This is a genomic window from Sorangium sp. So ce362, from assembly GCF_051519845.1.
Taxonomy (GTDB): Bacteria; Myxococcota_A; Polyangia; order Polyangiales; family Polyangiaceae; genus Sorangium.
In genome coordinates, this window is the sequence record NZ_CP150332.1 from 11,964,064 (window position 1) to 11,982,513 (window position 18,450).

An 18,450-nucleotide genomic window follows, 5' to 3' on the forward strand; every position below is an offset into this window, starting at 1 on the left:
CGAGCCTCTCTCAGAAGGCCAAGATCAAACGTGCCATCATGGACGTGGTGTCAACCCCCGGCGCCTCGGTCTCCTCGCGCAAGGAGGTGAAGAACACCTACCTCACCTGGGTTCGAAGCGTGACGTCCGGGGTGATGTAGAAGTTCAGGCCGCCGCCAATCTGCAGCAAGGTATCGGTCCCGAAGAACGGCCCGTACAGGGTGGCGCCCAGGATGAACGGTTCCATGTTCAAAAAATTCATCCGGTGCGCCGCCAGGACATAAGCCGAGGTCCGCCAGGCGTCCACCTCGTACATTCCGGGCACTATCTCCGGCCGGGCACCCTGATCGTAGATCACGCGGACGACCATCGCCTCCGCCCGGAGGCGCGTCTTCCCGACGTCGAGCGACATATCTCCCCCCGCGATGTAATCCCGGAAAGCCCACGTCGCGTGGACGTCCGGCTCGGGCGAGTCGGGCTTGGTGTCGGCGACCCAGTCTCGCGCCCTGTCCGTCAGGAACGAGGCCCCGAGCTTCAGCGTCAGCTTGCCGGGGTCCTCGTAGCTGGCGTGCAGGCGGCCGCCGAAGCCGCGGTTGTCGTCGAAGGCGAACGGTGCTCTCCCGTTGCTCACGTAGGCGTCATATCCGAGCTCCCACGGGCCCGCGAACATGCTGCCGTAGGCCATGACGCCGGTCTGTCGCGTGGGAAAGAGGCTCGCTATGATGAAATAGGGGTTGTCGACGGTGATGAGCACCGGGCTGCCGTGATCGACGTTGTAGATGCCGATCGGGGTGAAGAACTGCCCGGCGCGTGCGCTCGGCGCCGAGATTTACCACCCATCAACATGGTTTTCTCCCTGTCCGCAGACCCCTGTGCGGAAGGCCGACGTCGCACGTCGCTCCCCTGCGGATTCGCGACTGCCACGTGTACCATACACAGCTAGGGTGACAGATGAAAATTCAGCGCGCTCCGCCGCGATCCAACGCGCAATGCACTTGAGCCGCATCTGAAACGCCGCAGCAGCAACACCTTGAATCAGGAGGTCACGCATGGTGCGCGGGGAAGGTCCGACGGCGACCATGTAGCTAAGTGCTCCTGTCTTCGCCTGCGATGGTCGATTCGTCGGATGCGCCAGGTGAGCGCGCGGCGGGCCGACGCTGATCAGCGACAATCAGTTACTGTCGCTTGACAAGGGGCGCCGCCGGCTCCTCTGGACCGGCCGTGACCGGACGAGACAGACGTTCAATGCATTCTTTGGCTCGCTCGGCGAGGCTCGTACACAATCGATTCGGTTCATCGCCGGCGACATGTGGAGGGCATCCCTGTCTGTCGTCGAGAAGCGAAATCCGGGAGCAGCGCATGTCCTCGGCCGCTCCCATGAAGCGCAGCTGCTCAGCAAGGCCGTCGATGCCGTACGTCGCGACGAGATCCGTGCTCTCGCACCCGTGGGTTCAACCGGTATCGAAGCCGGGCTGCGGGACCGCGACCCGTTCGTGCGCAGACAGGCCGAGGCGGCGGTCGAGGACGTCGAGTGGTGTCTCGGGTGGGCGCCGGCGGGCCGGGAGCACAACCGCGGGCGGTCTGTCTGCCCACGATGAGCAACATGGACATGCTCAGCTATCTCCGGTATCACTGAACCATGAGAGCCGCCCGTCGGGAACGGTATGGAACACCGGCAGTCATCCGGATCGAAGACGTGGCGGTGCCCACGCCGGCCGATGACGAAATATTGGTTCGCGTCCACGCAGCTACGGTGAGCCGCACCGACTGCGCGTTGCTCTCGGCCACCCCGTTCATCATGCGGTTCGCGACCGGTCTTCGCAGGCCCAGGACCGAGACGCTCGGCACCGACTTCGCGGGGCGGGTGGAGGCGATCGGCGCGCGAGTACGCAGCTTTGCGGTCGGCGACGATGTCTGGGGAATCAACGATCTCGGGGCTGGGTCTCACGCGGAGTACCTCGTCATTTCCGGGGATGCCTCGGTCGCGCGCATGCCCACCGGCCTGAGCTTCGAAGAGGCTGCAGCCTGCATCGAGGGCGCCTGGTATGCTTACAGCATCATCCAACGAGCGGGCCTCAAGAAGGACCGGCGCGTGCTGATCAACGGGGCTACCGGGGCGATCGGATCGGCGCTGCTGCAGATGTCCGTGCACCTGGGCGCCGCCGTGACGGCGGTGGGGAACACAAAGAACCTGGAGCTCTTGAGGTCGCTGGGGGCCGACAGGGTCATCAACTATGAGCAAGCAGACTTTACCCGCGACGACCAGGTCTATGACTACGTGTTCGACACGGTCGGAACGAGCACGTTCGGCGCCTGCAAGCGCTTGTTGACGCCGAAGGGCGTGTACGTTTCCTCGGAGCCCGGGCCTGGCTGGCAGAATCCATTCCTGGCAGTCCTCACGCCCGCTCTCGGCGGAAAGCGGGTCGTGTTCCCGATACCCATCGATCGGAAGGCGTTTCTCGAGGTCATGCACCGGCTCGTTACCGAGCGCCATTTCCGGCCCATCATCGACCGTACCGTTACCCTGGATGCGGTCCAGGAGGCCTATGCCTACGTCGCGTCCGGACAGAAGACGGGCAACGTGGTGCTGAAGCTCATTGCGTGAGGGGCCCGTGCGCGTGCGCCGCCTCGCTCCGAGCGGCAACGCACGCGCCAAGGAAGGCCAGTACGTCGCTCAGCGGATCGGGCCGGCGACCCTCGGCGGCGAGGCGGGGGCCGCCTCCGCGGCGGGCTCGAGCGGCGCGCAGCCGTCGGCGGCGAAGGGGCCGATCACCGGCTCGCCCTTGACGAACGCCGAGACGCGGCGCATCCGCTCGGCGAACGCCGCCTCGGTCTCGGCGCGCCGCGGGTCGGCCGCGAGCGGGACGGTCCCGAGGCCCTCGCTGCGCACCGGGCAGATCTCGGCGAGGGGCGGCGCCCCCCGCCGCAGGCGCAGGCGCGCGAGCATCGCGAGCTCGGGCGCGGGGCCGGTCCTCTTCACCTTCATGATGAAGTTGCCGAGGCTGTAGAAGATGGGCCGGCCGCGGCGGAGCTCGATGCCCTGGAGCACGTGCGGGTGATGGCCGACGAAGGCGTCGGCGCCCGCGTCGATGGCGGCGCCGGCGAGCGCGCGCGCCTGGGGCAGCGGGGTGTCCAGGTACTCGGTGCCGCCGTGGTAGCTCACGACGACCGCGTCCACGCCGGGCTGCTTGCGCGCGGCGCGCACCGCGGCGGCGAGCCCGTCCCGCTCCGCGGCCGCCACGAACTCCCGCCCCGGGTGCTGCCAGAGCGAGCCCTGGTTCCAGATGCCGGTCACGGCGAGCAGCGCCACGCGGAAGCCGCGGCGCTCGATGATGGCCGGCGCGTACGCCTGGAGCCGCGTCCGGCCGGCGCCCACGTAGGCGACGCCCACGCGCTCCAGGTGGCCGAGCGTCTCGAGGAACGCGCTCTTGCCGTAGTCCCACATGTGGTTGTTCGCGAGCGACACAACGCTGATGCCGGCGCGCGCGAGCACGTCCGCGCCGGCCGGCGGGCCCGTGAACACGAGCGGCTGGAGCCGGTGCTGGGTCTCCCCGCCCTGGTCGCTGAGCTGGTTCTCGAGGTTGACGAAGCGCACGTCGGCGGAGGCGAGCAGCGCCGCGACCGGGGCGAACGGATCGTGCGCCGGATTGCGGAGCAGCTCCTGGCCGAGCGCCTTGCCGAGGCAGACGTCGCCGCCCGCGAGGAGCGTGATCGCGTCGGCCGGCGCGGCCGGCGCGGCCGGCGCGGCCGGCGCGGCCGGCGCGGCCGGCGCGGCGGGCGATGCGGCGGCGGCGGGCGTGTCGCGGGGCGCCGCGGAGGGGTCGCGGGGCGCGGCCGGCGCGACGGCGGGGGGTGGGGCGAGCCCGGCGCCCACGTTCGCGGGCCTCTCGCAGCCGATCTGCGCGGCCGCGGCGCACATCGCGAGGAAGAAAGGGGTAGGGCGCATCTCGATCGGCTTCTCGGCGTGCATTATCCACGGGTGCACGGCCGCGCCCAAGAATCCCGATCGAGGAGGCCTGTTCGAGCATTCAGCGACGTGACCGCTGCACCCGAGCGCCGCCTGCCGCTGTCGCGCGCAGCTTGCCCACGTGGCATCGGCCGCATCGAGGATGCGTCGCCAGGCGCAAGATGAACTACATTCGGTAGCACGTGTTCCATGAATCGTGCTACCTTCGCCGCGCGCCGAGCGGGCGAAGAGGGGCCGCGGCGGCCATCCCCTGCCGCGCTCTCGCGATGAAGGCTTGGTCCGCTCCAGCGCCGTCTACTCAGAAATCGGCGCGCGCTCGCGCGCGTGTTGCACTACAGGTCTTATCATCCATGATGAATCGAAGACGCCCTACTTCCCCCGGCTCGACGTTGCTTCCTTCGCGCGGCGCGACCCCGCAGAGCACCCGTATCGTACCGAGCCCCGCCGGGCGCCCCACGGACGAGGAGCGCAAGGACGGCTGGGGCTTTGCCGATACCCGATTCGTCGTCAAGCCGAGCGGCAGCGTCGTGCTCACCGGCACCCGTTACAGCATCAGCAATGTCGAGCTGCCGTCGCTGCTCCCCTGGATGTCGGCCACGCTCGGCGCGCCGCTCTCCTACGAGAACCGCAACGAGCCTCATTACCCTCCTCCGGTCGCCGACGCCAAGGTGGCGAGCGAGCTGCTGGACGCGCTGCGCGGCTCCTTGGAGGCCGATCAGATCTCGCAGGATCCGCTCGTGCGCCTGCGGCGCGGCCACGGGCACACCGGCGCCGAGATCTGGGCGATCCGCTACGAGCGTCTCGAGCGCGTCCCGGATCTCGTCGTGTTTCCCGCCTCGCACGACGACGTGGTGCGCATCACCGAGATCGCCAAGCACCATGGCGCGTGCCTCGTCCCGTTCGGCGGCGGCACCAACGTCACGGACGCCTTGCGCCTGTCGATCCACGAGGCGCGGACCGTGATCGCGGTCGACATGCGGCGCATGAACAGGATCCTCTGGCTCGATCCCGTGAACCGCATGGCCTGCATCGAGGCGGGCGCGACCGGGCGGCACATCGTCGAGGAGCTCGCCAAGCACGGGCTCACCATGGGGCACGAGCCCGACAGCCTCGAGTTCTCGACCCTCGGGGGATGGATCGCGACGAACGCGAGCGGCATGAAGAAGAACCGTTACGGCAACATCGAGGACCTCGTCCTCGACATGCAGGTCGTGACCGCGCACGGCGTCGTCGAGCGCCCGCAGGTGGCCCCGCGCGAGAGCGTCGGCGCCAACCCGAAGAACTGCATGTTCGGCAGCGAGGGCAACTATGGAATCGTCACCAGCGCCGTCGTCAAGCTGTTCCCCGTGCCCGAGGTCCAGCGCTATGGCAGCGTCATCTTCCCCGATCTCGCGCGCGGGCTCGCGTTCCTCTACGATCTCCAGGGCGCCGGCGCCCTGCCTGCGAGCGTGCGCGTGATGGATAATACGCAGTTCCAGTTCGGCCAGGCGCTCAAGCCGAAGAAGTCCGGGCTGCTCGCGCGGGCGAAGAGCCAGGCGGAGAAGCTGCTTGTGACCCGGATCAAGGGCTTCGATCCGAGCCAGCTCGCCGTCGCAACCGTCGTGTTCGAGGGGACGGAGGAGGAGGTCGATTTCCAGGAGAGGACGCTCTACCGCATCGCAGCGCAGCACGGCGGGATGAAGGCGGGCGCGGAGAACGGCGAGCGAGGCTATCAGCTCACCTTCGGCATCGCGTACATCCGCGATCTCACCTTCGAGCACTGGGCGATCGCGGAGAGCTTCGAGACGAGCGTCCCGTGGAGCCGCGCCCTCGAGCTCTACGACCGGGTGCACCGGCGTGTCCTGCGCGAGCACGAGCAGCGGCGCTTGCCGGGCAAGCCGTTCTTCACCGGGCGGATCACCCAGGTCTACCCGACGGGGGTCTGCATCTACTTCTATCTCGGCTTCTATGCCAAGGGCGTCGACGACCCTGTGCGCCATTACGCGGAGATGGAGCACGCCGCGCGAGAAGAGATCCTCTCCGCCGGAGGGTCGCTGTCCCACCACCACGGCATCGGCAAGATTCGACAGGACTTCGTGAAGGACGTCTACTCGGACGGCGCGCGCGCCTTCATGCGGCAGGTGAAGCAGGCCGTCGATCCCGAGAACCTGTTCGGCGCGGCGAACCACGGCGTGCTCGGCGAGGTCGCGCTCTCGAGCGCGGCCGCGCGCGGTCGGACGCCCTCGCAATGACCGAGGGGCGCGGCCGCTCGCGGGGCGCGGCGCGGCCGGGAGAGCCGCTCTATAGGAGCAGGAGCTAGAAGAGCTTCTTCGCGAGCCCGAGCGCGCCCTGCTTCCAGGGGACGCGGTGCGTGATCCCCGACTGGGACGCGAAGCTCTCGCGGTGGCTGCTGTACCACTCGAGGTTCCGGACCAACGCGTCCTTGTTGGAGTGCTTCGGCGTGAAGCCGAGCTTCTCCTCCGCCTTGTCGATCGACACGAACGAGTCCTTCGAGGCCGTCTCGTAAACCCACTTGTACAGCGGCGACACCCTGAGCGCCTCCAGCGCCCGGAGCGTCAGGATGGCAGGCGCCGCGGGCAGCGGGACGATCCGCTTCCCGAAGCCTGTTCGATCGAGCACGGCCTGGTAGTCCTCCTTCATCGTGGAGAACTCCTTCGCGCCGATGTTGAACGTGTCGTTCACCACGGACGCGTCGAGCGTCAGGCAGAGGTAGATCGCCTCGCAGAGGTCCTCGACGTCGAGGAGCTGATAGCGGTTGTCGCCGCTGCCGATCATCGGGAAGCCGTGCCCGTCGAGCGCCCAGTCATAGAGCAGCGCGAAGACGCCGAGCCGCTCCGGGCCGATGAACGATTTGGGTCGAAGGATCGAGGTCACGAGCCCCCGGGCGCGGTACTCGAGGCACACCATCTCCGCCTGGATCTTCGCCTGCCCGTACGGCCCCACGCCCTCGAGGCGGTCGGTCTCCACGAGGGGGTGATGATCGGGGATGCCGTAGACCGCCGTCGACGAGATGTGGACCGCGCGCTTGACCCCGAGCCGGAGGGCCGCATCCATGACCGTGCGGGTCCCCTCCACGTCCGTCGTGTAGATCTCGTCGGGCGTGTAGAGCGGCAGGGCCGCGGCCGTATGGACGACGAGGTCGGTGCCCGTCATCGCCGCTTCCACCGCTCCGCGGTCGCGGATGTCCCCCTGGACGGCGACCACCCGGTCCTTCTCCGGATAGTCGAAGGGAAGGACGTCGAACGACACGACGCCATACCCGCGATCGAGCAGGTGGCGTACGAGGTTGATCCCCAGGAAGCCGGATCCGCCTGTGATGAAGACTTTCTGCTGTACCATCGAGGACTATCACTCCCTGCAATGCGCGTGTTTCACGCGCTCCGGTGCGACCGGCGCACCGGGGCGCGATCGGTGACGAGGGCGCAGGATGCTGGCCCCGTGATCGCCGTATGCATGGGTTCGCGTCGCGCTACAACCCGAGCACGTAGGCGAAGATGAGCGGCGCCACGATGGTGGCGTCGCTCTCGATGATGTGTTTGGGGGTGTCGATGCCGAGCTTCCCCCAGGTGATCTTCTCGTTGGGAACGGCGCCGCTGTACGAGCCGTAGGAGGTCGTCGAGTCGCTGATCTGGCAGAAGTAGGACCAGAAGGGGACGTCCTTCCAGCCGAGGTCCTGGTACATCATGGGCACGACGCAAATGGGGAAATCGCCCGCGATGCCGCCGCCGATCTGGAAGAAGCCGACGCCCTTGCCGGCGGAGTTCGCGCGGTACCAGGCGGCGAGCGAGGTCATGTACTCGATGCCGCTCTTCATCGTCGTCGCCTTGAGCTCTCCCTTCACGACATAGCTGGCGAAGATGTTGCCCATCGTCGAGTCCTCCCAGCCGGGCACCACGATCGGGACGTTACGCTCGGCGGCCGCGATCATCCAGGAGTCCTTGGGATCGATCTCGTAGTCGCCCGCCATCACGCCGCTCTGGAGCAGCTTGTACATGAACTCGTGGGGGAGGTAGCGCTCGCCCCGAGCGTCGGCGTCCTTCCAGATCTCGACCACCCTGTGCTGGATCTTGCGGAAAGCCTCTTCCTCGGGGATGCAGGTATCGGTGACGCGGTTGAGGCCGCCCTCGAGGAGCTCCCACTCCTGCGCCGGCGTGAGGTCGCGCCAGTTGGGGATTCGTTTGTAATGCTTGTGCGCCACGAGGTTCATGATGTCCTCCTCGAGGTTGGCGCCGGTGCAAGAGATGATGTCCACCTTCCCCTTGCGGATCATCTCGGCGAGGGAGACTCCCAGCTCAGCGGTGCTCATCGCGCCGGCGAGCGACACGAGCATCTTGCCCCCCTCCGCGAGGTGGCGCTCGTATCCGGCCGCGGCGTCGACCAGCGCGGCGGCGTTGAAGTGCCGATAGTGGTGTAGAATGAACTCGGATACGGGGCCCCTGGTCTGGCTCATGGCTTCATTACTCTGTAGGTTCGGAGGGATCGCCTGAACAGGCGAGGTGCCCCATAGCACGCACCTCGATCTGTGGCACGACATGTCTGTTGTGTCGTGGCACAGGGCCTCCGGCGGCGATGGCGAGCCGGCGGCAGTGGCCGGCGCCGGGGCGCGCGTCCATGCTCCGGGCTGGGTGGTTCCATGATACAGGAGCAGATCGTGACAGCGCCCGGGGGAGATGGCGAGCGGGCGGGCCGTGTCGCAGGGCTCGCCGGCGTGGTGCTGTGCGGCGGGCAGAGCCGTCGGATGGGGCGTCCGAAGGCGTGGCTGCCGTTCGGGGGCGAGGCGCTCCTCCAGCGGGTCGTGCGGCGCCTCGGCGAGGCGGCGTGGCCGATCGCGGTGGTCGCGGCGCCGGGGCAGGAGCTGCCGCCGCTGCCGGACGGGGCGCTGCTCGTGCGCGATCCGGTGGAGGGCCGCGGACCGATGCAGGGCATCGCGGTCGGGCTCGAGGCGGTCGCGCCGCTGGCCGAGCGGGCGCTCGTCACCTCGACCGACGCCCCCTTCCTGCACCCCGCGCTCGTGCGGCGCCTCGCGGAGCTCCAGGCGGGCGGCCCAGCCATCGCCGTGCCGCGGGCGGACGGCCGCCATCACCCGCTCTGCGCTGTGTACGCCTGCTCGGTGCGCGGCGAGGCGGCGGCCCTGCTCGCCGAGGGCCAGCTGCGGCTGACCACCCTGTTCGAGCGGGCGCGCACGCTGGTCGCGGGGCCGGAGCTGCTGCTCGAGGATCCGGGGCTCGGCGCCGCCGACCCGGACCTGCGATCGCTGCGCAACGTCAACACGCCCGAGGAGTACGCGGCGGCGCTGCGCGAGCTCTACGGCGCGCCGCCGGGCTGATCCCTCGCGATCAGGATCCGCTGCTCGCCGTGCCTGGGCAGGACCACCCGATCCGGCCCGAGCCCGCGCGCCGCCATGACGCGCCGGAGCTCGCGCGGCGCCTGGCCGAACGTGTCGGTGCTGTTGATGAAGGTGTCGAAATGGATGGCCATCATCCGCCGCGCCCCGAGGTCGAGGTAGGCCTGGACCGCCTCCGCCGGATCGACATGCTTTGTCTCCATGAAATCGCGCGGCCCGACCGGCGCGATCGGGATGAGGGCCAGATCGATCGCGGGGAATCGCGCGCGCGTCTTCACGAAGAGATCGCGATCATAGGCGGTATCGCCGCCGAAGTAGACCGTGATCCCGTGGTACTCGACGACATAGCCCGTGAAGCTCTCCGTCATCCAGTCCCGGTCCAGCCCGTAGCGATAACCGGAGTGCCGCACCGGGACCGCCGTGATCTTCAGATCGCCCTGCCGCCACGTCGTCCAGGTCGGGACCTCGACCGAATCGAAGCGGTAATTGGGCACGTAGACGAGCCCGGCCCGGGGCACGAGCAGCGTCCGGACCTTCGGCTCGATCAGGGACAGCGAGCCGAGCGAGAGGTGGTCGAAGTGCATGTGCGAGATGAGGACGGCGTCGATGGGCGGCAGGTCCTCCGGATCGAGCCCCGGCTCGACGAGCCGCTTCACGATGAGCCCCACGGTGTCCGTGAAGACGGGGTCCGTCAGGATGAGCTTGTCGTCGATCTGCACGAGCACGGTCGCGTGCCCGACCCAGAGGACCGCGAGCCGCGCCTCGGGCCGGTAAGGCGCGCGCACCTTGCCCGGCACGGGCCGCGGGGTCGCGAACAGCCTCGCCACGTTGCTCTCGAGGATGCGCGCGGGCACGCCGCACGACAGGCCCGCGAGCGCGAGGAGCGCCGCGGCGAGCAGTCGAGCAGGCAGCGAGGAGGGGCGCGGGGCCATGCGCGGCGTCAGAAATATCGGATGCTGAGCGTGAACGTGGTCGATCGCAAGGCGGCTGTCGGCGTGTGGGTCACCTGGACGCCCAGGGCGCCGAAGAGGGTATAGACCCCCGCCTCGTACGAGGCGCCCAGCCGCTCGCGCGCGTAGACCGCCGAGCCGCCGAGCGAGCAGGACATATAGTCTCCCCGGTGGAGGAGCGGAAAATAGGCGCGGACACCGCCGCGGAGCATCCAGCGCTCGCCGAACGCGCCCGGACGGGCGATGTACTCGGGAGAGCCGAAGAGCTCGATCGAGCCGGCGTGGCGCGTGAGCGGCTCCACGACGAACGCGCGCCACGGCGAGAGCTTGCGGTTCATCCCGAACGAGTAGAGCAGCGGCGTCACCTGCCAGCGGATCCCGAGGTGCGCCTCGCCCGGTCCGATCCACAGCGCGGGGCTCGGCACGACCTGGACGAGGAGCCAGGGCAGCGTGAGGCGGATGCCGGGCTCGGTGGCGGCGGGGGTCGCGGCGGCCTGACGCGGCCCTTCGGGCGCCGCATGCGCGAGCGGCCAGCCGCGCGCGAGCGGCCAGCCGAGGACGGCGGCGCAGGCGGCCAGCGCGGGGGCGCGGCGTCGGGCGATGCGGCGCGCTCGGGGCATGTCGCGGCTTACGGCGCTGCGCCGAACACCTTGCCGAGCTGCTTGTACAGGAACCGCGCCGCGTGCTCTCCATAGGGCGTCTGCGGGGCGTACACGTCGGGCGAGGCGATCGGCGCGCTCGCCGCCAGCGCGCCCGGCCGGCCGAGCCGGCCGAGATCCTCGCAGAGCGCCTCCATCGAGGGATACCGGTTCTCCGGCCGCTTGCGCAGACATTTCATGATCACCGCCTCGAGCGCGCTCGCCGCCGGGCCCCCGCCCAGGTTGGGCGGCGGGGGCGGCGTCGTGAGCTGATGGGCCAGCACCAGGGCATCTTCCATGGCCGGCGCCGGCGCCAGCGCCGGGGACGAGCTCCGCGTGACGCTGAAGGGGAGCCGGCCGGAGGACATCCGGTACATGAGCATGCCGAAGCCGTAGACGTCCGTGCGCGCGTCGGGCGGATCGCTGATGGTCTGTTCCGGCGCCATGTACTCCAGGGTGCCGACCGTCACCCCGGCCTGGGTGAGCCCCGAGTGCTCGTACAGCTTGGCAAACCCGAAGTCGACGACCTTGGCCGTCCAGGCGTCCCCCTTCTCGCCCACGAGGAACACGTTGGCAGGCTTCACGTCGCGGTGGACGATCCCGGCGCGGTGGGCCGCGCCGAGCCCGGCGGCGGCCTGCAGGAGGATGGGGACGCCGGCCTCCGGAGACAGCCGCTTCTCGCGCACGAGCAGCGAGCTCAGCGACTCTCCGAAGAGGAACTCCATCACGAGGTACGGCGACTCTTCATGAAGACCGACGTCGAGGACCGCGACGATGTTCGGGTGCTCGACGGTGGCCGCGGCCTTGGCCTCGAGGAGGAACCGCGCCTTCAGCTTGGGCACGCGGCGGAGCCTCGGCTCCAGCAGCTTCAGCGCGACGGGCGCGCCGCTCTGCGTGTCCTCCGCCAGGAACACCTGCGCCATGGCGCCGCTGCCGACCAGGCCCCGCACCCGGTACCGCTCGGCGACGACGGTGCCCACGTGCTCGGTGGGCCTCGACCGGATCCGCCGGATGTCGAGGCTCTGGACCAGCTTCTCCCCGTCATGCGGGCAGAAGCGGTGGTTTTCCGCGTACCGCCGGTGGCAACGAGGGCACAGCATGGAGGTCCCGTTCCGGGCATAGCCTCTCCACCGCCCTCTTTGCAAGGCCCCACCTCCCGCGCCGCGGGGCAACGGGCTGTCACAGCGCCTTCCCGCGCGCTCGGGCGCGGCCACAGCGCGCTCACGGCGCGCGCGGCGTCTCCGACGCGAGCTTCGCCGCGGGCTCGTTGATCCGGACCGTCTCGACGAGGCTGAAGTCGTCCAGATCGTGCGTGGCGCCCGAGACGCGCCAGCCCCGGCACCGCCGGGGCAGCCCGTCGAGCTGGTCGACGAACGAGCTCACCCACGCCTCGATGTTGCCCGGGCGCTCGTCGGGCGACAGGGCGAGCGCCGTGGTGAACGCGCCGTCGACCGCCGGTGGCGTCTCCGGGAGGAGCGACGAGACAGGCGGCGGGACAGCGCGCGAGAGGCTCGACAGGACGGTGGCGTGCTCGTCTCCGGCCACGACGCGCCGCCCGGTGAGCGCCTGATAGGCGACCGCCGCGAAGGAGTAGATATCGCAGCGCGCGTCCACCGGCTTGCCGCTCGCCTGCTCGGGGGCCATGTACAGCGGCGTCCCCAGGAACAGGCCCACGGACGTCACGCCGGCGTCGGCCGACATCTCCTTGGCGATGCCGAAATCGAGGATCTTGACGCGGAAGCCGCCCGGGGACGTCGACGGGACCAGGTGGATGTTCTCCGGCTTCACGTCGCGATGCACGAGCCCCGCCGCGTGCGCGGCCCCGAGCGCCGACGCCCCCTCGCGCAGCAGCAGCGCGACCTGGGGCGGCGTCCCGGGCCCGTTGTGCTGCATGGCGTGCGCCAGATTGCAGCCGTCCAGCCACTCCATCACGATATAGAGCGAGCCGTCCTCGATCTCGCCCGAGTCGTACACCTCGACGACCGACGGGTGCTGGATGCGCGCGACGAGGCGCGCCTCGCGCTCGAAGCGCGCGCGCACGTCGTCGTTGTGGAAGAGCTCTGTCCGGATGGCCTTGACGGCGACCTTGCGCCCGAGCCGCTCGTCCTGGGCCTGGAACACCCGGCCCATACCGCCCTCCGCGACGACCCGGGTCAGGCGATATCGCCCCGCGATGCGGTAAGGGAACGGCCGCGGCATGCTCAGCGGGGCGCCGTCGTTGCTGCACTGCTGCGTGTTCTGGTCGTAGCAGCGGTGGCAGCGCGGGCACATGTGCAGGACGTCGATCCCGCGGCCCACCATGTCCTCGACGGTCGCTCTCCGGCGCTCCGCCGCGCCGGCGAGCTCCTTGCGCAGGCGCGACAGCTCGAGCGCGCTGCCGAGGTGGTGAGCGAACGAGTCGACGAGCCGCTTGGTCGTGTCGCTCCACACAAGGCGGCTCCCGACGACGACCAGGGCGCCGTGGATGTCGCCCGACAGGCCGACGACGGGGACCACGACATCCGACGACCGCAGGAACGACTGCCTGGCGAGCGCGGCGCTGCGGACCGACTCGGTCGACGGGGCCTCGGTGGTCGTCTCGGTGAGGCTGACCATCCGCTGCTCCTCGGCCTTCCACACCGCGACCTCGAGCGCCCCGATGGCCTCCGCGACCTGCGTCGCCGCGGCGGACGACCACGTCGCCACGTCGTCGAGCGCCTGCGCCGAGGAGGCGACGAGCTCCGCGAGCTTCTCCTGCTCCTCCGCGAGCTGGCGCGCGAAGTACTGCACCGCGGCGTAGGCGATGGCCGACACCGTGAGGATGTTCATCGCGAAGAAGCAGGCGATGAGGGCCGGGGGCGTCGCCGGCGCGTGCGCCGAGAGCCAGGGATCGACGGCGCCGGCGATCACCACGAGGAGCGCGTAGGCGGTGAACCAGGGGATGGACGCCCGCGACCCGTGAAACAGCAAGAACGTCAGCGGCGCGAGGAGCGCCCACAGGACGACGCCGCTCGAGGCGACGAACCCTCCCCGGCTCGCGTGCATCAAAAACGGCAGCGCGAAGATGAGCAGCGCCTGGCGGAAGCGGAACCCGGAGAACGCCTTGGTCCGGGCGAAGTGGACGAGGCTCAGGACAGTGCAAATCACGTAGCCGAGCGGGATCGCCGCCGAGCGAACATCCCCGCTCGCCGCATAGGCGATCACCCAGACGGGACACGCGCACGCCTTGAGCGCGGCCGTGAGCGTGAGAATCCTCTTGTGCTGGCGCAGCCCCGGATCGTCCCCTGGCTTCAGCCCGAGCCGAGCGATGGCCTGCGACAACCTCATTTCCGTCGAGTCTACGACGATGGCCAGGCGGCCTCAAGCATCGCGCGCTCGTGTCAATCGGGTGAATCGGGGCAATCGTGTCAACGGACGCGCCTTCGTCAGGCGCCGCCGGGGTCGAGCTCGGTGAGCCGGCCCACGAGCGGGTCGTCGGCGCCGAGCTGCTCGAAGCTGACCGGATCGCCCTTCTCGAGGGCCGCCAGCAGCTGGCCCAGCCCGCGCCTCGATCCGTAGTAGTTCGACATCTCGTGATCCTCGTCGGTGATGCAGGCGCGCACCGCGCTGCGCGAGACCTGCGGGAGCCGCAGCGCCTTGAGCGCCATCGACCACAGGCCGTCGATGAAGTTCTGGTCCGCGGGGAACTCCAGGAGACCGGCCATCGTGAGGAGCATGGCGCAGCGCTGGCCCCGCGGCGTCGACAGCGCCTCTCCGCCGGAGAGATGGCCGAGATCGAAGGCGCGGCGCATGGCGTCGGCCGCGCACAGCAGGCGCTTCAGCTCCTGGGCCGCGTGGCTCAGGTGGCTGTGGAACATGACCTCGACCGAGAGGCCGCCGAGCGCGCCCTGGGTCTCCTGATAGCGGGTGACGGCCGGGAGCCGCCCGAGGTCCTGCTGCGCGGCCTTGCCGGTGGGCACGTCGTGCGGCGGCTCGCGGTGGCTGTAGAAGCCCCCCGACTGGAAGACATAGTAGAGCTCGCTCTGGCCCGCGAGCCCGGCCCAGATGTCCGAGTACTGCGCGACGCGATTGAGGCTGCCCGCCGCCCAGTTGAGGCCCGCCGCGGCGTCGCCGCTGATCTGCGACGCGCTCACCCCCGGGTCGCGCGGCGTCATCGAGCCCTCGATGTCCTCGGCGATCTCGGTGAGCTGGAAGTCGAGGAAGCCGTCGTAGTAATCGGCGCGCCCGTCGCGGTTCACGTCGGAGTAGCGGGCGACGACGAGCGGGTGCGAGGGCCCGACGAACTGCGAGAACCCGGGGGCCTTCTCCTGGGGGTGGCGCCACTGCGCCTTCCGGATGCGCGCGTCGAGCTCGGTGTGCGGCGCGCGCTCGCTCATCCCGCGCAGCGCGGCGACGAAGCAATCGATCCCCTCGGAGGAGCTGACCACGCCGTCCGACCCGACCCGGAAATACGTCGAGTCCCACGAAGAGTAGATGTCCGCGTCGGGGAACATCTGGGAGATGGCAAAGCGCGTGGTGAGCCCCGCGCATTGCGAGTTCATCATCAGCTTGTAGCCCTCCTGTCGCACCTTCACCGCGGCCGCGCGGAGGTCGAAGGCGCCGAGCTGGGCGTGCCGGTTGATGAGCAATCCGATGAAGAACGTCATCCCCATCTCGAGGTTCTCGTCGCGCGGCGTGGCCGTGCGGGCAAAGACGCGGATGGGCTCGCCGGCGGGCGTCTTGAAGGGGGCCTCGAAGGCGCGGTAAGGGTTCGAGCCGCTCGGCGACGGGGGCGCCTCGGGCGGGAGCGCGATCGGCTTGAAGCCGTAGGTCGACACGAGGATGCGGCACTCGCCCTCGTGGAACTCCGCGGCGCTGCACACGGCGAAGCTCCACGGGCCCGTGAGCTCGTCGTAGGGCGGCGCCTCGCGGAGCAGCCCGCGGACGAGCCCCCGCGCGCGCTCCTGCTGGGCCGCCGTGAGCGCCGGGGCGCGCAGCTGGAGCAGGTGGATCGCGTGGGCGCGCAGCGCCGGCCGGGCCGCCTCGTCGCCCGCCTCCCTGTCGATGAGCGCGAAAGTCAGCTCGGCGGCGCGCTCGGCGACCGACGAGAAGCCGCGGTCGTCCAGCGACGTCGCGATGAGGTGCGACAGGACGGTCACCGCCGCCGAGCGGAGGGTCGCGGCCCCGACCGGGTCGCGCTTCGCCTCCTCGCCGCCCACGGCCGCGAGCTCGAGCGCCGCGCGCGCCTGATCCAGGAGCGCCATGCCCCGGCCCGCCGAGAGCCGCTCGTTGCGCACCGGCTCCTCCGGATGGAACGCGCTCGGCGGGAAGAGCTGCGTGAAGGTGCTCGTCCGCCTCGAGGAGATCCACCGCGCGGCGGTGACGAGGGCGTCCCGGGCGGCGGGCCCGTCGGGGCCGTGGGTCGGGCTCGCGCTGAACACCCCGACGGGCAGGAGCCAGAGCGGCGCGGCACCCTCGCGCCCGGAGGTCAGATCGATCGGGGCCGCCTGCGACGCCACGCCCGGATCCGGGACGACCTCGACGGTGGAGACAACCAGGGCCTGCAGCCGCCGGCGCACCGGCGAGCGCCCGGCAAACGCGATGAGCACCGCCTTGCCCTCGCGCTCCCGGAGCGCCGCGAGGCTCTCGGCGGGCACCGGCGCCTGCAGCGAGATGGCATAGTCGCTGTCGCTCACCGCCGCTGCGAGCAGGTGAATGCCCGGCGTGGACTTGCGCTCTTCGAAAGCGGACGACGCGGCCGGCCCTGAGGCATCCACCGTGCCAGGCAGGTCGACGATCCCGCGGGGGGAACGGATCCGGACGATGACTTCGGTAGGCATGCCTCTCTCCTGAGCAGGTGAGAGAACGTCACCCTGTCCAGGAGCCGGCGCAACAGGAATCCGACCCTGTCCGAACACCGTCTCAGCGCGTCACGACAGCGGTCAGGGAGGGCCTTATGCTCGATCTTCGGGCATCGGGCATCGGGCTTCGGGTTTTTCCCTCAAGGCATCTCCGGTTGATCCGGAGTTGGCTTGCGCACCTCGTTGCTCGGCGGTGCGTCTGTGTCGCTCGACCCGTTTGTCGCCGGCGCGATGAGGAGGAGGCGCGGCGCGTCTTGTTGTCCCCGAGAGGTCGAACAGCGAAGCAGCGACAGGCCTGCTCCGGCGGCGAGGAGCACGCCGGCGGCGATGAGCTTGAGCCCCGCGCTCTTCGCGCCGCGCTCCCTCGCCGGCGAGGCGGCCGCTCCCTCGTCCACGGGCGCGGCGGCATCGCCGGACGCCGCCGGCGGCCGGCGATCGAAGAGCGCCGCGTCGCCTCGCGGCGTCTCCAGGGCGACCGCGCCGGCGCGGCGCGCGGACAGCGGAGAGCTCGACGGGGGCGCTGGCAGGAGGCTGCCCGCGCGCAGCGTCGCGGTCGACGCCTCCCCGTCCAGATCGGCGGCGCCGGCCTCGAGCGCGTCGCCGATGCGGGCCTCGAGCGCGTGCGCGTCGCCCTCCGGCTCCCGCGGCGCCGCGGGGGGCCCGAACGGGCGGAGCGCGGCGGCCGCGTGGCGCGCGAGGAGCGCGCCGACCTCGCGGAGATCCGCGGGGCGCTGCGCGCGGTCCGGGCTGAGCATGCGATCGATCATCGCCGCGACGTCGGCGGGCAGCGCGGGCGCGATCTCCCCGATCGGCCGGATGCTCCCGGTGAGGATCCGCTTCAGCACCTTGCCCATGTTCTCGGCCTCGGTGGGCCGGACCGAGGTGAGGCACTCGTAGAGGATGACGCCGAGCGACCAGATGTCGGCGCGGTGATCGACGTCGTGCTCGCCGAGGATCTGCTCGGGCGACATGTAATATGGAGTCCCGAGCATCTCGCCGGTGCTCGTGCGCCCCGAGGTCCAGCCGGTCTCGCCGTGCGCTGCGGTGAGCTTGGCGATGCCGAAATCGAGCACCCTGACCCGGGCGCTCGCGTCGTCACGCCGGTCGTCCGGGACACAGGGCACCGGCCGGGCGCCGCGGCCCTCCTCGGCGGCGCGGGGGTCGGGCCCGGGCGCGCCCTGCGCCGCGGCCACGTCGGGCGCGAGCAGGAAGATGTTGTCGGGCTTGAGATCGCGGTGGACGATGCCCAGGGCGTGCGCGGTGCCGACCGCCGAGATGACCGGCAGCAGGATGCGCGACAGCTCGGGGACGGGGATCTGCGCCTCTCGCACGAGCTTGTCGCGGAGCGACTCCCCCTCGAGCAGATCCATGACCAGGAACGGGGTCCCGTCGTCGAGCTCCAGCACGTGGTGGATGGACGGCACGTTCGGGTGATCGACCGCGGCCGCCGCGCGCGCTTCCCGGAGGAGGCGCCGGCGGATCGAGGCGTCCTCCGTCGCGCCGGGGCGCAACAGCTTCAACGCCACACGCTCGCCGCTCGCGAGGTGGGTGGCGGCCCAGATGACCCCCATGCCTCCCTCGGCCAGCTGGCGATCGACCCGATAGCGACTCGCCACCAGGGCGCCCGGGACCAGGTGATTGGTCACGCGCAGACAGGATACCACGCGCCGTCCGCGCGGCCGGCGCCACGCGCCTGAGACGCCATAACGCCGCTCAGGTCGGACAAATATGCGAGAGACGCAGCGGACCGAGC

The 18,450-nt window shown here is 70.3% G+C and carries 14 protein-coding genes; 4 read left to right on the plus strand and 10 right to left on the minus strand.

Going from position 1 to position 18,450, the window contains the following annotated elements; genetic code table 11:
* Nucleotides 1-97 precede the first annotated feature (97 nt).
* Entirely contained in the window at nucleotides 98-733 is a 636-nt protein-coding gene (locus tag WMF17_RS45895) for a hypothetical protein (protein ID WP_437647250.1), read from the minus strand.
* A gap of 424 nt (nucleotides 734-1,157) precedes the next feature.
* Between WMF17_RS45895 and WMF17_RS45900 the strand changes: the two genes are divergently transcribed.
* Both WMF17_RS45900 and WMF17_RS45905 read left to right on the plus strand, forming a co-directional pair.
* Complete coding sequence (locus tag WMF17_RS45900; protein ID WP_437604381.1) at nucleotides 1,158-1,577, plus strand: transposase; 420 nt, start codon at nucleotides 1,158-1,160, stop codon at nucleotides 1,575-1,577.
* Between the two features lie 41 nt (nucleotides 1,578-1,618).
* Nucleotides 1,619-2,584: an NAD(P)-dependent alcohol dehydrogenase gene (locus WMF17_RS45905; RefSeq protein ID WP_437599884.1), complete on the plus strand. Its 966-nt coding sequence runs from the start codon at nucleotides 1,619-1,621 to the stop codon at nucleotides 2,582-2,584.
* Between the two features lie 69 nt (nucleotides 2,585-2,653).
* Here the strand turns inward: WMF17_RS45905 and WMF17_RS45910 are convergent, their stop codons facing one another.
* Nucleotides 2,654-3,925 (minus strand): CapA family protein, encoded by a 1,272-nt coding sequence (locus WMF17_RS45910; RefSeq protein WP_437599885.1) that lies wholly within the window; start codon nucleotides 3,923-3,925, stop codon nucleotides 2,654-2,656.
* Nucleotides 3,926-4,296: 371 nt separating this feature from the next.
* On the opposite strand from WMF17_RS45910, the gene WMF17_RS45915 reads away from it, so the two are divergent.
* Nucleotides 4,297-6,177 (plus strand): FAD-binding oxidoreductase, encoded by a 1,881-nt coding sequence (locus tag WMF17_RS45915; protein WP_437599886.1) that lies wholly within the window; start codon nucleotides 4,297-4,299, stop codon nucleotides 6,175-6,177.
* 64 nt (nucleotides 6,178-6,241) lie between these two features.
* On the opposite strand, the gene WMF17_RS45920 is transcribed toward WMF17_RS45915, so the two are convergent.
* Nucleotides 6,242-7,285 (minus strand): NAD-dependent epimerase/dehydratase family protein, encoded by a 1,044-nt coding sequence (locus WMF17_RS45920; protein WP_437647252.1) that lies wholly within the window; start codon nucleotides 7,283-7,285, stop codon nucleotides 6,242-6,244.
* Between the two features lie 130 nt (nucleotides 7,286-7,415).
* Complete coding sequence (locus WMF17_RS45925) at nucleotides 7,416-8,396, minus strand: deoxyhypusine synthase family protein (protein WP_437647253.1); 981 nt, start codon at nucleotides 8,394-8,396, stop codon at nucleotides 7,416-7,418.
* A gap of 183 nt (nucleotides 8,397-8,579) precedes the next feature.
* Between WMF17_RS45925 and mobA the strand changes: the two genes are divergently transcribed.
* Complete coding sequence (gene mobA / locus WMF17_RS45930; protein WP_437647255.1) at nucleotides 8,580-9,272, plus strand: molybdenum cofactor guanylyltransferase; 693 nt, start codon at nucleotides 8,580-8,582, stop codon at nucleotides 9,270-9,272.
* Here mobA and WMF17_RS45935 read toward each other — a convergent pair.
* The 6 genes from WMF17_RS45935 to WMF17_RS45960 form a co-directional block, all read right to left on the minus strand.
* The gene (locus WMF17_RS45935; RefSeq protein WP_437647257.1) at nucleotides 9,251-10,222 is read right to left on the minus strand and encodes an MBL fold metallo-hydrolase; all 972 of its coding nucleotides are present in this window, start codon (nucleotides 10,220-10,222) and stop codon (nucleotides 9,251-9,253) included. The genes mobA and WMF17_RS45935 overlap by 22 nt on opposite strands.
* An 8-nt stretch (nucleotides 10,223-10,230) precedes the next feature.
* Nucleotides 10,231-10,860, minus strand: a complete 630-nt coding sequence (locus WMF17_RS45940) for a hypothetical protein (protein WP_437647259.1) — start codon at nucleotides 10,858-10,860, stop codon at nucleotides 10,231-10,233.
* Nucleotides 10,861-10,868: 8 nt separating this feature from the next.
* Nucleotides 10,869-11,978, minus strand: a complete 1,110-nt coding sequence (locus WMF17_RS45945; protein ID WP_437599893.1) for a serine/threonine-protein kinase — start codon at nucleotides 11,976-11,978, stop codon at nucleotides 10,869-10,871.
* Nucleotides 11,979-12,099: 121 nt separating this feature from the next.
* Entirely contained in the window at nucleotides 12,100-14,184 is a 2,085-nt protein-coding gene (locus tag WMF17_RS45950; RefSeq protein WP_437599894.1) for a serine/threonine-protein kinase, read from the minus strand.
* A 98-nt stretch (nucleotides 14,185-14,282) separates the two neighbouring features.
* Nucleotides 14,283-16,676 (minus strand): hypothetical protein, encoded by a 2,394-nt coding sequence (locus WMF17_RS45955; RefSeq protein WP_437647261.1) that lies wholly within the window; start codon nucleotides 16,674-16,676, stop codon nucleotides 14,283-14,285.
* A 161-nt stretch (nucleotides 16,677-16,837) separates the two neighbouring features.
* Nucleotides 16,838-18,343, minus strand: a complete 1,506-nt coding sequence (locus WMF17_RS45960) for a serine/threonine-protein kinase (protein WP_437647263.1) — start codon at nucleotides 18,341-18,343, stop codon at nucleotides 16,838-16,840.
* Nucleotides 18,344-18,450: the final 107 nt, after the last annotated feature.